The sequence below is a fragment of the Streptomyces sp. NPDC019443 genome (assembly GCF_044389785.1).
Lineage (GTDB): Bacteria > Actinomycetota > Actinomycetes > Streptomycetales > Streptomycetaceae > Streptomyces.
The window spans coordinates 39,578-53,418 of record NZ_JBIRYJ010000003.1 but is presented as its reverse complement, the minus strand read 5'-3'; the positions used below and the strand labels follow the sequence as shown (position 1 = coordinate 53,418).

The following is a 13,841-nucleotide window of genomic DNA, read 5'->3' as shown; positions in this document are numbered from 1 at the left end:
GACACCGATCAGTGCCTGTAAGGTCCGGAGAAGGGGACGTACGTGCGGCTGCCCGACGTATTCGCGTCCAGCCGCACCCTCCGGTCCGCGACGTCGCCAAGGACCTCAAGGCCCGGGCGCAGCACACCGCCGGACCGGGACACCTCGTCGGTCAGGTGCTCAGGGTCTGGCACACGGGGCAGAGCTCGTGGCGGCCATCGTTCACCATGCTCCCCGAGCCGCGGCACTCGTCGCAGTCGCGAGCTAGGGCGATGTTCGCTCGGGGGCGGGAGCGTTGGGGTGGGCTCCAGTGGGCATCAGGTCATTTTCCTCGGGTAAAAGACTATGCATAGCAAAACTATGATATCTCTCGCATGAATATGCCATGTTGTGACTGGGCGCTTCAGTTGGCGGATCAGTGGCTGAGTCAGTGATCTCACCGGCTGCTTGAGGGGCGCAGTAGCGCCGGGGTCGGTAGGCCACGGCTCTGCGGGTTCCTGGGGAAACAAGAGCGTTGAGTGGAGCACTCAACCTCAGCGAGGCACGCTGTACCTATGCGGTCGCTCTTCCGCTCACCTCCTCGACCAGGAGCGCGCGGTCACAGTGGGGTCCTCTTCGTGCTGGTGAAGTGTGTGCCTTTCGCGATCGCGCTGGCCGTGCTGGTCATCGAGCTCTCGCCTGCACACTTCATCTACACGGGCCCTCTTCTCACCGCGATGCCCGCGCTGGCCGCGGTGACGATGGGCCCCAAGGGCACCACCGCGGCGGCGGCTCTCGCCTTGGCGATCAGCGTGACCACCGCCACCTACAACCAGGCCTGGGGCACCCTTCAGGTCTATACCAACTTCCTGGCTCTGGCCCTGGTGTCCATGGCCGGATTCATCATGAGCAGCGCCGTGCAGACTCGCAGACAGAGCGAGCTCGACCAGGTTCGCCGGATCGCCGTGGCGGCCCAGGAGGTCGTACTGCGGGCTGTACCCGCGCAGCTGGGCCCGGTGCGGGCGGCCAGCCTGTGCCTCGCAGCTGGGACGGGGGCACAGATCGGCGGCGACCTGTACGAGGCCGTGGAGACGCGGTACGGCGTCCGGATGATCGTGGGGGACGTCCGGGGCAAGGGGCTGTCTGCCATGCGCGCGGTCGCGGTGGCGCTGGGCGCGTTTCGCGAGGCCGCGCACTACGAGGATGACCTGGTGGAGGTCATGAACCACTGCGCGGCCGCGCTGCGACGGGAGCTCGCCGTCCCGGGTTCGTACGCCCAGGAAGTCCTGATGGAGGGATTCACCACCGCGCTCGTGGCCCAGGTGCCGGACGAACCCGTCGTGCAACTGGTCAACCGTGGCCATCCGCCTCCGCTGGTGCTGCACCAGGGCAGGATTCAGGCCCTGATGCCCGCCTCGCCACTGCCGCCTCTCGGCCTGGAAGACCTCGTCAACGGCCCTCCCGCCAAGCCCGAGAGCTATCCGTTCGTACCCGGCGACCGTCTGCTGCTGTACACCGACGGCGTGATCGAAGCCCGCAATCGCGACGACGACTTTTTCGCCCTGCCGGAGACCATGGAGGGGATACGCGCCGGCGCCACCCCGCCGGAGTTCCTGGAAGAACTGCACCAGGCATTGATCCGCCACACTGAGGGTCCCTTGGCGGACGATGTGGCGATGATCTTCGTTGACCGGGTCGATGAAGAAGTCGGCAAGCAGATCGGCGCAGCTGCCACCTCCTCACGTGACAGGCCGCATTGACTGCCTCGGCTCCCACCTCTGCGCGGGCGGCCTGCCCGCCCCGAGCGGCAGCGGCCGCCTGCAGCCGAGGCGACGTGGACCGCTCTGATCTCGATCGCCTCCGCCTGGCGCGACGACCCTGAGCTGCCCGCAGAACTGCGAGAGGCTGTATCCAACGGCACGCTGTAGGTCGGCTTGGCGCTTTCAACCGTCTCGCCTGAAGACTGAGAGCCGGCGCTCAGCTCCACGCGGAGACGGTGTCCATCACGGCGTGCTCGGCATCGCCCGGCTCCACAATCTCCCGCTCGGCAAGGGCTGACCCCGCCTCACGGGCCGGTGGGCAGGAGATGGATCAAGCCGACCCAGTGTGCTCGTCGGCCTCGGTGTGAACGGCGCGGACGCTCCCACCAGTGTGCAGGGTGACAGGTGCCTGATCGGGTGGCCCGCCGCCGGGGGACTCGGCGCCCCAGATCGGCCCCTGCATTCGCCGAGTCCATGAGCACCGCCGGGCCGTCCGTCGTCCAGATACCGCAGTCCTCCCCGACGATGGAAGAGTCCGCGAGGACGCGGCCGGCAGCGCCCACCAGCTCAGGCGCTTTCCGAGGCGTACGAGTTGGCGCCGTAGCGGCGAAGCCGACGTGGTCGCCGACACATCGGCGGCCACGTTCCCGGGGAGCCCTGACCTGCCCCTCACCGCACCGCTGCCGCCGGGTGAGGAGTGGCCGAACGAAGCCATCGTCCTGGCGATGCGGCGAGAGACGGCCGAATGGATGAACCAGGCATTTTTGATGCGTTTGGTAATTGACGCCACATCGCACAATGACAATTCTGAAGCGCACCCAAAGAAGCCATTTGTATGAGGGGAGGAAGAATGCTTTCCGTTTCAAAGTGGGGTGCGGTGGCGGCAACGGCGGTCTCGCTGGCAACTCTCACGAGTTCTGCCTCTGCATCCCATGACCCGTACTCCCTGGACATGGTCATGGGCAGAGGGCGCACAGAGGTCATCCGGCTGACGTCGACGAGCACGGGAACCACGGTGGTCGACAACGGTACATCCGGACCCGGGATCGGCGATCAGATCATCATCACCGCGAACCTCTTCCGCAACGGTGTCGGCCATGGCACCGAGGGGGCAGTGTGCACTCGAGTGGCAGCAGCAACCACCCTCTGCTCGGGAACCTTCAGCCTTCCCCGTGGGCAGGTGTCATGGCAACACCTGAAGACCACCCCCATGGGCACCCCGCCCAGCGACTTCGACATCGCCATCACCGGTGGCACCGGTGCGTACGCCACTGTCCGCGGCTACGCCCGCGTCGCCCGCATCGCTGAGTCGGGCGGCGCCCTCACCCTCTATCTCCTGCACTGACCCCCCTCTGGCCACAGCACGCCCCGGGGCTGAGCTTGTCACATGGCCAGAGCGCGCTCTTGACCACCGGTGAGCGGGAGTTGTGCGACAGCCTCGTGCCTGCCTCACTGGCGTTCCGTAATCGGCCGTGAGGAGATAACCCCACCCGACTTGACTAATCGCTCGAGAAGTCAGCGGATGTATGCGCGATTGTCTCCTCTAAATGTGCAGATTGGCTGTCGAACAGCTGCCAACGGTGAGTGCGCCCACCGTAGTTGCACTCAGCCAGTCCGCCAAGTCGATGCCCTGACGCCAGTGCTCGCCTTCGTGGGTGCACCACACCGGCCCGGCCGGATCGCGGAAGTCCACCAGGGACCAAATGGTGCAGCCCCAGTCGTAGACTGGTACCAGGCCGGCAGGGATCCGACCGGAAGGATCCGGCCCCCCTTGATAGATCTCTGCGAGGTCGCTCCAGTCGCCCTGGGAAGCCCCTCCGCGAACGCCCAGGATGCCCTCGGCCGGGCCGAAGCCTCCGTTCGCCACCTCCAGATAGAGGCGCCGCAGCAGCGGCGGAAGAGGGAAGCCGATGACCTTCTCCGCCTCCGTGACCGCCTCCAGCGTCGCCGGTGCCGGCAAGCCGCGAGCCCCGGCACAACCCCGGACAGCCTCGATAACCTCATCATCCGTCACGAGAGCAGCTTCCCAGGCTCTCCGGGCTCCGTGCGTGGAAGAGTCGGCAGGAGACGGGGTTGGTGGGCTCGGGGGCGTCAAGGGCGTCGATCCGTTCAACGGCGCACCCTCCGGTCCGCGACGTCGCCAAGGACCTCAAGGCCCGGGCCTGTACCCCGGAATCCAAAGTCGAGCCGTTCCGGGTCCGGGACGAGGGTTCCCCGCTGCAGATGGTGCGTTCCGTAGGCGGTCCACGCCGCGGCGTTCTCCTGGTCGTTGCCCACGTCCACGGTGCCCCCTGTCGTCTGCCGTCAGAAGGGTGCCCGGACCTGCTCGGTCATGAACCGCCCTCGAGAGTCTTTGCCGTCTCCATGTCCAGAGGGACGGCAGACTCGTCCAGGCGCAGCCTCTGCTCTCGGCTCAGCCCCAGCATCTGGTCCTGCGCGATGGCGTTCAACGCCACCGCGGCGAAGCCCCCGTGCAACGGCGCAAAGTGCGTGGCCATGGCCTCCGACCGCGCGGTGGAGCGGGTGTTTCTCCGCGTCAGGGTGGGTCTGGTGTGCGTTCCGGTGGCTTCGGGTGTCAGGATGGGGCCATGAGTAACGTGTTCTTCGATATCACCATCAACGACGAGCCCGCCGGCCGGATCGTCTTCCAGCTGTTCGATGACGTGGTCCCCAAGACCGCCAGGAACTTCCGCGAGCTTGCCACGGGCGTGCACGGCTATGGCTACGAGGGCTCTTCCTTCCACCGTGTCATCCCGGACTTCATGCTCCAGGGCGGCGACTTCACCGCCGGTAACGGCACGGGCGGCAAGAGCATCTACGGCCAGAAGTTCGCCGACGAGAACTTCCAGCTCAAGCACACCAAGCCGGGCCAGCTCTCCATGGCCAACGCGGGCCCGAACACCAACGGCTCGCAGTTCTTCATCACCACCATCGTCACCGACTGGCTGGACAACAAGCACGTCGTCTTCGGCGAGGTCGTCGAGGGCATGGACCTTGTGAAGAAGATCGAGGGTCTGGGCTCGCGCAGCGGTGCCCCCAAGGCGAAGGTCACGATCGCCAAGTCGGGCGTCGTCGAGGACTGATCCCGTTTGCGCGGCGTCCGCCGCGCGACGTCCGGGGCTGGGCGAATCGTCTCGGCAGCGGCGCCCGGGCCTCCGGTCTGTCCGGACCGGTCCCGGGCGTCGCGGGCTTCACAGTGGCTTTCGCACGCCGACTCCGCCGCTGAGCCGGGCCCTTCGGCGAGGCGGCGGGCTGCCGGTGTCTGTGAGTCGTTGTTCGGGGGTCTGTCCCGACAGCGGGATGGCGCAGCGCGTCTCGCACGAGCTCGATGCGGCCGGTGAGACTTCGGGGGCGCCGGGGGCCGAATGTCAGCCGGTGGCGGCAGGCTTCCGCCGGGAGCGGCGTGCTGCGGGGATCTCGGCGTCCTTGAGGCCCTTCGCCCACAGGGAGCGGACATGGCCCAGGTGCCGGGTCATGCAGGCCTCGGCGGCCTGTGCGTCACCGGCCAGCATCAGATCGAGGAGCTCCAAGTGCTCCTCGGCGGACGGCAGCAACTGGTCGCGTTCGTCCAGTGCCGTCAGTCCGTAGAGGCGGGAGCGCTTGCGCAGGTCGCCGACTGTCTCGACGAGACGCTCGTTGCCCGTGAGGCCGAGCAGGGTGAGATGGAACTGGCGGTCGGCCTCCAGATAGCCGATGAGGTCGTGTTCGCGGGCGGCGCGGACGATCTCCTCCGCCACCGGCCGCAGTGCCTCCAGGTCTTCGGGGGAGGCGCTGCGGGTGATCCGGCCGATCATCGGGACCTCGATCAGGGTGCGGATCTCGGTGTACTGGTCGAGATCGCGCTCATTGACTTCGGTGACTCTGAATCCCTTGTTCCGCACCGGTTCAACGAGACCTTCGCGGGCGAGGTCGAGCATCGCCTCGCGCACGGGGGTGGCGGAGACGCCGAAGTCCTCGGCGAGTCCAGGCGCCGAGTAGACCTCGCCAGGGCGGAGTTCGCCGGAGATGAGCGCGGCCCGTAGAGCATGAGCCACCTGGTCGCGCAGCGACTCCCGGGCGGTGACAAGGTTGTGCTGCTTCAGGTGCCCCATGGTGTTCCTTCCGTGCCGCCGCGGTTCACCAGAGTACAATGTCACGTTGCTTCCGTGGCTGGTGAGGGTGCAGGTGGGGGGTGTGAGCGGAACTCCAGGTCCGCGCGGCCCAGTTCGCCGGCGGTTGGTGGGGGGAGCGCCGACCGCCTGACGGAGGTGTGCTCGCCCCCGAGGTCAGCCGTCGAGGAGTTCGCTCGTTCAGGATTCGATCCGTCGGGTGTTCGCGGCAGCGCGCCGGACGTCAACCGGCGGGCGAACAGCCGGGCGCGAGGGGTGAACCGGGGCGGCGGGACAGGGTGAACGAGGCGGCGGGCAGAAGGAGTTCGCCGGGCGCCCGTTTGGTCACCGGAGCCCGTCCCCTTCGGACAGGGTTCCGCGAAGTGGGATGTGCACAAGGGTTGTCAGTGCAATGTCACATTACTACGTTACGCATCACATGGCGGAACTGATGGTGACATGCCATCAACTCCGTCTGTGGCAACGCACTTCATCCTCCGAACCCCCACTCAGGAGACATCGGTGTCGCAAGACGGATACGCACCCAGACCTCTGCTGACCGCAGTGATAGCGGCCGCAGCGCTGCTGGCCTCCCTCGCACCACTCGTCCAGGCCTCCGCGGCGCCCGCGCACCCGAAGCCGGCCGCCGCTCCCGCCGGGCCCGTCGACCGCCACAACCCGCACGACGAAGTGGAACGCCTCGCCGCAGCACCCAAGTTCACGGCCCGTACCGCGCCCGCCCCCGGCGGGCTGCCGCAGGGCCGTACCCCCGGCGCCCGTACGGCAGGCAGGGCCACGACGGCAGCGGGCGCTCCCGCGGTTCCCTGCACCCTGGACGGCATCACCCCACTGGGCCCGGAGCAGTTCGCCGACTTCCTCGCCGATCCGGCCGTCACTGCTGACGGTTGTCTGCGCGACGTCATCTGGACCTGGGACGCCCGCCTGGCCCCCGTCATGTCCGACGCCCACGTCCAGGCCGTCTCCCGCCGGATATCCACGCTCTCCCCGGCCCATGACGGGAAGAACGGCAGCCATCTGCTGGAGATGCTCACCTACCTCCACGCCGTGGTCTACCACGACTTCTCACGCAGCGAGATCGACGTCACCGACGCACCCACCACCGAGGCCATGCGCCGCGCCATCAACGCCTTCGGGACAGCGGCCCGTTCCTTCACCGTGACACGCACCAACGCCGACTCCCTGCGCGAAGCCCTCTACGCCGGCAGTGGCCCCGGCCTGCGCCACTCCCAGCTCGGACTGATCCAGAAGGTGCTGGCCATGCTGGACCAGTACCACCCCACCACGTACAAGGACCCCGCGTGGGGCGGCGCCGCGCTTGCCGGGCTCTCCGTCAACTACCTGGGGATCTACCCGGGCAACAACGACACCTCCTTCCGCGCACTGGTCGCCCGGAACACGACCTACCGCAACGTCTTCAGGAAGTTCGCTGCTTACACGCACCTCAAGGGCACGGCGAACGAGTGGGTGGTACGGGATGCGCTCGGCGAGTACGGCCGCTTCGGCCAGATCGAGGCAGTGAAGCCCGAGACCGTCTCCGGCCTCGGCGCGCTGCTGCCGGTCACCACGCGTAACTTCGGCGAAGGCAGCCAGCCTTGGGCCAAGGTGGCGAGCTGGCTCAACTTCTACGAGGCATGCAAGCCGTACGGGGTGTGCAAGGACGACATCGAGCGCCGCATCTTCCCGTACACCTACCGCTACGACAACGGAGCCATGAAGGTCCGCACCGGGCTGGACCGGGCCACCGTCGACCAGCTCTACTACGCGAGCAAGCAGGTCAAGGCGCAGTTCCACCGCGTCCTGGGCACCGATGCGCCGCTGACGGGTGACACCAACACCTCGCTGAACATCGTGCTCTACGCCTCGCGCGCCGACTACGAGACGTATCACCCGCTGCTCACCGGGATGGACACCAACAACGGGGGCGTCTACATCGAACGCGGCGCGACCTTCTACACCTACCAGCGGCGCGTTCCGCAGGACTCCTCCCTCACCCTGGAGGAACTCTTCCGCCACGAGTACACGCACTACCTCAACGGCCGCTGGGCGGTGCCCGGTTACTTCGGCGAGGGCCCCTGGTACCAGGGGGACCGCACGACCGCGATGGACGAGGGCACGGCCGAGTTCTTCGACGGCGCCACCCGCGACGACGGCATCGCCGTGCGCAAGTCGCTGGTGCAGGGCGTCATCGACGACACGGCGGGGGGCGGGCCGCGCATGAGCGTGAACCAGTTGCTGCACGCCACGTACGACGGCGACGGCTTCCGCTTCTACGACTACGCCGGCACCTTCTTCGAGTTCCTGTGGACCGAGCGCCCCTCGCTGATCCGCGAGATGTACGGACACCTGCGCGCCGACGACCCTGCCGCCTTCGACGCCTGGCGCAACCGCCTCGGCGGGGACGCCGCGCTGCAGCGCGCGTACGACAGCTTCCTTGACGCACAGATCGCCCGGGTCGACGAACTCTTCGTGCCGAACACCACGTTCAATCCGAACGAGCGGCTTCGGGACTCCTCGGCCGAAGCGGTCCGCGTCTCTTTCGCGACCGCCACCCAGCTCAGTCCCACCTGCGCGACCGCCCCGGATCCGACGATGCGCCGTTTCATCTGCACCGGTCGGATCACCGCGAACCTCACCGACCCCTCGAGCCCTGACCGCATCTTCAAGGACATGTCCGAGACGGTCGACTACTTCATCCTGGACCGGGCTCGCCCCGCGTCCACCAACCTGACCGACATGAACTGCCACTTCGGCAAGGTCGACCTCTGGACGAGCCGCCGCGCCGGCACTGCCGACTACACCTGCGAAGGCCCGCTGCGCAGCTGACGGCATGAGCCCCCGGGCCGTACGGTGCGCGGCACCACCGCCGTACGGCCCGGGGAGGGGTTCTACTCCGACTCAGGGGGCGCGCGATCAGGTGGCAGGGTCGAGCTGGCGCGACCGTTTGGCAGATCACTCTGGCATGGCTGCTGCACCGTTCACCGGTGATGCTCCCCATTCCGGGTACCACGGGCCCCCGTTCACCTGGCCGAGAACCTCGCGAGCGCCGAAGTCAGCCTGACGGACGACGAATTCGACGCGATCGCCCAGCTGGTCCCCGAGGACGAGCAAGGCGTCACGTCGGCATGACCCGACAGCTGAGCTCAGCCACAGCTTCACACAGGGCCGACGACCTGGCTCGAGGTTTCTCCGTCCCGGGTTCCACGGTCTTCTGTTCAGCCCGTGGCGCCGGTCGGGTCAGGTGGCACACCAGGTCGGTGGTGGCCAGACCGGCTTCAGCCCTGTGGTGAGGCGATTCTGAGAGGAGTCACATGGCCCGGACGGCTTTGCTGGCGCGTTCGATGAACTCGGTCATCGCGGGCCAGTAGGCGCGGGTTTCCTCGGTGAGCTGCTCTTCGGCGGCGGTGTCGCCGTCGGCCATGGCGCGCATGAGGCGGGCGGTGGACGGTGTGGCCTTGTCCAGGGCGGCGGCTGCTTCGGCGACGTCGTCCGGGCCTTCCAGGACGACCACTTGCACGCACCGCAGGAGGGAGGCGTACACGTCACGTATCTGTTCGCGCAGTCGCAGCAGCTCTGTGCGCCGCCCGTCGGGGTCAGCGGTGCGAGCAGCCTCGGGGATCTTCCAGTACAACTCGCCGATGGCGACGGCCTTGTCGATGACAGCCGCATAGGCGGCTCGCCTGGCTTCACGCTGACGGGCGAGCCGCTGTGACTCGGTTGCGGCCTCGGCCTGCAGCCGTGCGGCGTTGGCGTTCCCACGGCTGGTAACCCAGCTGGCCAGCACGGCAGTTCCTGCCGTCAGCGCAGCCACCCACAACGTGTTGTCAGCCACATCCGCCAGTGTGCCAGCGAGGACTGGAGAGCGATGCCTTGGTGGAGTTGTAGGCGCAGGTTCCAGCCGGGCACGGGCGGGTCTGACGCAGATGGCTGAGGTCGCACCTTCGATGGCCTCACCAGTAAGCAGCCTTCGCAAAAGCGCCACAAGAGCTACGCACAGCCTTCGACAGGTGCCATTAGCGTTGCTGTCCGCTCGATCCCGCGCGCGAACTTGAAACAGGTCGCCGGCGTCCCTGCGGCGCAGTCAGCACAGAAAGATCACGGATGGACTACTGCTCCTCGTGCCGTCGGACCCTCAATGGGGCCCTGGTTTGTCCCGGGTGCGGCGCATACGCCCCGGACATCGCCCCGCCTGTCCCTCACCTCGGTGACGCGGCTGCAAAGACCGCGACGACGTGGGAGGCGTGGCGCACGGAGGAGTTCCCGGCCTCGCAGTCCTACCGCGGCCCTCGTTTCTCCGATGCCGCATCGATCGGTACCGAGGTGTCCGACATGTCCGAGGATGCGATGTCGGACGCATCGGACGCCGGGCTCTGCAGCGGCTCCGAGCACGCGGCTGCCGCGGTGCAGGGCCGCGCGGCCCGGCGTCGGCAGATGGCGATCTGGAAGAAGAAGCGGCGTCGGGCCGCAGTCGCGTCGGCGGTCGCGCTCGTCGGCGGTGGACTGACCGTCGCTGGGCTGCCGGACGGACCTTCGACCGACCCCGCACAGGCAGCCTCGGCGCCGGAAACCTCGGCCACGCCCCGGACGCACACCACCGGCTCGTCGGCAGCGGAGGCGGACGCCCCAGTTTCGCGGGATCACGGCACCAGTACCAAACCGCCCAAGACCACCAGCCCACCGCGGAACGCCACGGGCACCGTGGCAACTACTCCGACGAGGCGCCCGCCGAAGAACACCACCGTCACCGCCCACCCCACCGCGACGACGAGCCCGCAGCCCCACACCCCACCTGTGGCGGCCCCGGCCGGCGGAGTGTCCGGCCCCCACGCCGACCCTGCGGCCCCGCAGACGACCAAGCCTCCGTCCGCCTCCGACGACGACTCCGCGGGGAACACGCCGACGGCGAGCCCTGCACCGACAGCTACGTCACCGGGGCAGGTCTGCGTGCTTGTCCTGTGCGTCGGCTGATTGTGCCATTGCGATCGCGCCGGGCGTAGAGCTCCTCACAGTCAGTCGGACGTCTGACGCAGGACCATGCAGACGAAGCCCCAGGTGTCGCGGTAGACGCGCAGCCATTCGGCGCGGCGGGTCGTGGCCAGCGCGAGCGCCTGGGAGCTGTCCGGATCGGCAGGGTGATCCAGTGCCCATGAGGCCAGCGTCCCCACAGGGTCCACTCGTAGTTGTCCAGCTCTTGGCGCGTGCTGACGTGCCCGTAGACGGGTGTCCACCCGTCGGCGACTACGCGGTCCATGGTGGTCGCCAGATCGGTGAAGTCCCCGAGCATCTCGACGGCCTCGTGGGAGGGATCACGGTCCCAGAATCCCTCACCGATCAGGACGCGTCCGCCGGGAGCCAGGTGTTTGCGTGCCGCCGCGAGGGTGGGAAGCAGGCCGCCGAACGCATGCGTGGCCCCGACACTGAGTACCAGGTCGAACGAGTCCGAGGAGGTGAAGTCTGCTGCCTCCTGGCGGTGGAGAACGAGGCGCTCTTGGACGCCGAGGTTGCTCGCGGCCTCACGGGCGTGCGCCAGTGAGTCCTCGGAGATGTCGACGCCCTCGGCGTGCAGGCGCGGGCGCGTGGCCAGGGCACGCAGAAGCCATTCCCCACCGCCGCAGCCAAGGTCGAGCACGCGCTCGTGGCCGCCGGGGATGGCACGTTCCAGCAGTTGGTGCACCGAGTCGTCGTCGAGCGGGGACTTTATCGGGTGATCAGCGTGGGCGAGTCTGGAGATCTGTTCACGGTTCACCGGCGCAGCTTGCCAGTGCCCGCGGTTGCACGCACCTGCATTCTCTCCGTGGACGGGACGCCGCCCAGGCAACCGTCGATCCACGGGCCGGCTTCGGGGGAGTGCCGGATCGGCAGCCCGGACGGCATGACCGTGGTGGGCGGCAAGGTGCTGCTGTCATTCGAGAGCCTGTGCAACGCCAGGGCATAGCTGATGGCTCACGCGGCGTGTGGCGCGGCGCCGATATCGGGGTGGTGTGAGACTGCGCAGTCAGCGGGTCGGTTCGGCGGGTGTTGTGGTCGTGAGATTGATCAGGCGGGGGAGCGTCTGTCGACGTAGGGCGATGGCGGCGGCGCGATCGGTCCAAGCGGAGACCGGGGGTCTGCGGGGTGGTTCGGGGGCGGCTGCCACGGTGGCGGCGCGGGCTTGGACCACAGCGATGACGGCGGCCAGTTCTTCGGGGGTGGGCTGCCCGTACAGCACCTTGATGGGGGGCATGGTGTGCTCCTGGATGGGAGAGGAGGGGCGTCGGCAACGTCCGGCGCTGGCTGTTGGTCTAGAGCGGGATGTTGCCGTGCTTCTTCGGGGGCAGCGTCTCTCGCTTGGTTCGCAGCGCCCGCAGGCCGCGGATGATGTGCTGCCGCGTCTGGGACGGCGTGATCACGGCGTCGATGTCGCCTCGCTCGGCGGCGATGTAGGGGTTGAGGAGCGCTTCCTCGTACTCGGCCATCACCTTCGAGCGCTTCTCCTCCAAGGAGACTGGGTCAGGGACTTCGGCCGCGGTCTGCGCTTCGGGATGGAGGACGTCGACGGCGCTCTGGCCGCCCATCACCGCGATCTGTGCGGTGGGCCAGGCCAGGTTGAGGTCAGCGCCCAGGTGAGTGGAGCCCATGACGTCGTAGGCGCCGCCGTATGCCTTGCGGGTGATTACGGTGATGAGCGGGACGGTCGCCTCGGCGTAGGCGTAGATCAGCTTGGCGCCGCGCCGGATGATGCCGTTGTACTCCTGGTCGGTGCCCGGCAGGAAGCCGGGGACGTCCACGAAGGTCAGTACGGGGACATTGAAGGCGTCGCAGGTCCGCACGAAGCGGGCGGACTTCTCACAGGCGTCGATGTCCAGACAGCCGCCGAACTGCATCGGCTGGCTGGCCACGATGCCCACCGGATGGCCCTCGACGCGGCCGAAGCCGGTGACGATGTTCGGCGCGAACAGCGGCTGTGTCTCGAGGAATTCGTGGTCGTCGAGGACATGCCCGATGACGTGATGTATGTCGTAGGGCTGGTTGGGGGAGTCCGGGATGACCGTGTCCAACTCCAAGTCCTCGGCACAGACCTCCAGTTCGGCCTGCTCCGGGTAGGCCGGTGGTTCCTCGAGGTTGTTGGAGGGCAGGTAGGACAGCAGTGACTTGACGTACTCGATGGCGTCCTTCTCGTCGCCCGCCATGTAATGCGCGACACCGGTGGTGGTGGTGTGCTTGCGGGCGCCACCGAGCTCCTGACGGTCGACGTCTTGGCCGGTGACGGTTTTGATGAGATCCGGCCCGGTGGTGACCATGTGCGAGGTCCGTTCGGTCATCACGGTGAAGTCGGTCAGGGCAGGGGAGTACACCGCACCGCCTGCGCACGATCCCATGATGAGCGAGATCTGTGGGATCACCCCGGAGGAGTGCACATGGCGGCGGAAGATCTCGCCGTAGACGCCCAGGGCGCTGCCGCCGTCCCGGATGCGGGCCCTGCCGGCGTCGTTGATGCCGATGAGCGGGCAGCCCGTCTTCAGCGCGAAGTCCATCACCTTGACGATCTTCCGGCCCGCGGCTTCGCCCAGAACGCCGCCGAAGACCGAGCAGTCCTGGGCGAAGACGGCCACCGGCCGGCTGCCGACCGTGCCGTAGCCGGTGACCACGCCGTCCCCGTACGGGCGAATCTTCTCCAGCCGCGCGTTGCTCAGGCGGTGCCCGGCGATCTCGTCCAGCTCGACGAAGGAGTTCTCGTCGAGCAGTTGCTCCACGCGCTCGCGGGCACTCACCCGGTCTTTGGCATGCTGCTCCACGACGTGCACGGCCTCGTTGATCCGTCGCAGCAGAGCGTTGATCTGCCCTGCGGCGGAGTTATCGCTCTCCACTGCGGCCATCGGGAGTCTCCCTGTCCTTGCGTGTAGTGGCGAAAACGTGGGGGTTGGCCCTGTCGACGATGCCTCGCTCCGGATGCATAGTAGAGAATCGTTGAACGATTCTTCAATGGCTTGGGAGCCTCTCATCCGTTCGAGCTCGAGTGCGAGCTCTCTGCTGCCGA

The 13,841-nt window shown here is 67.7% G+C and carries 13 protein-coding genes and 1 pseudogene; 6 read left to right on the top strand and 8 right to left on the bottom strand.

What is annotated here, in order from left to right; all coding sequences use genetic code 11:
• Positions 1 to 611: 611 nt before the first annotated feature.
• From ACH492_RS10705 to ACH492_RS10695, 3 genes are all read left to right on the top strand, one after another.
• The gene (locus ACH492_RS10705) at positions 612 to 1,718 is read left to right on the top strand and encodes a PP2C family protein-serine/threonine phosphatase (RefSeq protein ID WP_398984929.1); all 1,107 of its coding nucleotides are present in this window, start codon (positions 612 to 614) and stop codon (positions 1,716 to 1,718) included.
• Between the two features lie 617 nt (positions 1,719 to 2,335).
• Positions 2,336 to 2,557 (top strand): hypothetical protein, encoded by a 222-nt coding sequence (locus ACH492_RS10700; RefSeq protein ID WP_398984927.1) that lies wholly within the window; start codon positions 2,336 to 2,338, stop codon positions 2,555 to 2,557.
• 11 nt (positions 2,558 to 2,568) lie between these two features.
• Positions 2,569 to 3,063 (top strand): hypothetical protein, encoded by a 495-nt coding sequence (locus tag ACH492_RS10695; protein WP_398984925.1) that lies wholly within the window; start codon positions 2,569 to 2,571, stop codon positions 3,061 to 3,063.
• Positions 3,064 to 3,261: 198 nt separating this feature from the next.
• On the opposite strand, the gene ACH492_RS10690 is transcribed toward ACH492_RS10695, so the two are convergent.
• The 3 genes from ACH492_RS10690 to ACH492_RS10680 all read right to left on the bottom strand — a co-directional run bounded on the left by ACH492_RS10690 (position 3,262) and on the right by ACH492_RS10680 (position 4,216).
• Positions 3,262 to 3,732 (bottom strand): SMI1/KNR4 family protein, encoded by a 471-nt coding sequence (locus tag ACH492_RS10690; protein ID WP_398984923.1) that lies wholly within the window; start codon positions 3,730 to 3,732, stop codon positions 3,262 to 3,264.
• A gap of 95 nt (positions 3,733 to 3,827) precedes the next feature.
• Positions 3,828 to 4,001, bottom strand: a complete 174-nt coding sequence (locus ACH492_RS10685; RefSeq protein WP_398984921.1) for a hypothetical protein — start codon at positions 3,999 to 4,001, stop codon at positions 3,828 to 3,830.
• Positions 4,002 to 4,048: 47 nt separating this feature from the next.
• Positions 4,049 to 4,216 (bottom strand): hypothetical protein, encoded by a 168-nt coding sequence (locus ACH492_RS10680; RefSeq protein ID WP_398984919.1) that lies wholly within the window; start codon positions 4,214 to 4,216, stop codon positions 4,049 to 4,051.
• A 90-nt stretch (positions 4,217 to 4,306) separates the two neighbouring features.
• Here ACH492_RS10680 and ACH492_RS10675 point away from each other — a divergent pair, with 90 nt between their 5' ends.
• Positions 4,307 to 4,801, top strand: coding sequence for a peptidylprolyl isomerase (locus tag ACH492_RS10675; protein ID WP_307665431.1), 495 nt, complete (start codon positions 4,307 to 4,309; stop codon positions 4,799 to 4,801).
• A gap of 285 nt (positions 4,802 to 5,086) precedes the next feature.
• Here the strand turns inward: ACH492_RS10675 and ACH492_RS10670 are convergent, their stop codons facing one another.
• Positions 5,087 to 5,809, bottom strand: coding sequence for a GntR family transcriptional regulator (locus tag ACH492_RS10670; RefSeq protein WP_398984917.1), 723 nt, complete (start codon positions 5,807 to 5,809; stop codon positions 5,087 to 5,089).
• 519 nt (positions 5,810 to 6,328) lie between these two features.
• Here ACH492_RS10670 and ACH492_RS10665 point away from each other — a divergent pair.
• Entirely contained in the window at positions 6,329 to 8,650 is a 2,322-nt protein-coding gene (locus ACH492_RS10665; protein WP_398984915.1) for a collagenase, read from the top strand.
• 481 nt (positions 8,651 to 9,131) lie between these two features.
• Here the strand turns inward: ACH492_RS10665 and ACH492_RS10660 are convergent, their stop codons facing one another.
• Positions 9,132 to 9,656: a hypothetical protein gene (locus tag ACH492_RS10660; RefSeq protein WP_398984913.1), complete on the bottom strand. Its 525-nt coding sequence runs from the start codon at positions 9,654 to 9,656 to the stop codon at positions 9,132 to 9,134.
• Positions 9,657 to 10,153: 497 nt separating this feature from the next.
• On the opposite strand from ACH492_RS10660, the gene ACH492_RS10655 reads away from it, so the two are divergent.
• Entirely contained in the window at positions 10,154 to 10,792 is a 639-nt protein-coding gene (locus ACH492_RS10655; RefSeq protein WP_398984911.1) for a hypothetical protein, read from the top strand.
• A gap of 41 nt (positions 10,793 to 10,833) precedes the next feature.
• Here the strand turns inward: ACH492_RS10655 and ACH492_RS10650 are convergent.
• The 3 genes and pseudogenes from ACH492_RS10650 to ACH492_RS10640 all read right to left on the bottom strand — a co-directional run bounded on the left by ACH492_RS10650 (position 10,834) and on the right by ACH492_RS10640 (position 13,680).
• Positions 10,834 to 11,570 (bottom strand): annotated as a pseudogene (locus tag ACH492_RS10650) (SAM-dependent methyltransferase).
• A 249-nt stretch (positions 11,571 to 11,819) separates the two neighbouring features.
• Entirely contained in the window at positions 11,820 to 12,047 is a 228-nt protein-coding gene (locus ACH492_RS10645) for an acyl-CoA carboxylase epsilon subunit (RefSeq protein WP_398984909.1), read from the bottom strand.
• Positions 12,048 to 12,105: 58 nt separating this feature from the next.
• Positions 12,106 to 13,680, bottom strand: a complete 1,575-nt coding sequence (locus ACH492_RS10640; protein WP_398984907.1) for an acyl-CoA carboxylase subunit beta — start codon at positions 13,678 to 13,680, stop codon at positions 12,106 to 12,108.
• Positions 13,681 to 13,841 lie beyond the last annotated feature (161 nt).

Bases quoted from the DNA above. Each gene is read 5' to 3' on its own strand.
- ACH492_RS10695 (WP_398984925.1), top strand. From the start codon at position 2,569: ATGCTTTCCGTTTCAAAGTGGGGTGCGGTGGCGGCAACGGCGGTCTCG.
- ACH492_RS10680 (WP_398984919.1), bottom strand. From the start codon at position 4,216: ATGGCCACGCACTTTGCGCCGTTGCACGGGGGCTTCGCCGCGGTGGCG.
- ACH492_RS10675 (WP_307665431.1), top strand. From the start codon at position 4,307: ATGAGTAACGTGTTCTTCGATATCACCATCAACGACGAGCCCGCCGGC.
- ACH492_RS10670 (WP_398984917.1), bottom strand. From the start codon at position 5,809: ATGGGGCACCTGAAGCAGCACAACCTTGTCACCGCCCGGGAGTCGCTG.
- ACH492_RS10655 (WP_398984911.1), top strand. From the start codon at position 10,154: ATGTCCGAGGATGCGATGTCGGACGCATCGGACGCCGGGCTCTGCAGC.
- ACH492_RS10645 (WP_398984909.1), bottom strand. From the start codon at position 12,047: ATGCCCCCCATCAAGGTGCTGTACGGGCAGCCCACCCCCGAAGAACTG.
- ACH492_RS10640 (WP_398984907.1), bottom strand. From the start codon at position 13,680: ATGGCCGCAGTGGAGAGCGATAACTCCGCCGCAGGGCAGATCAACGCT.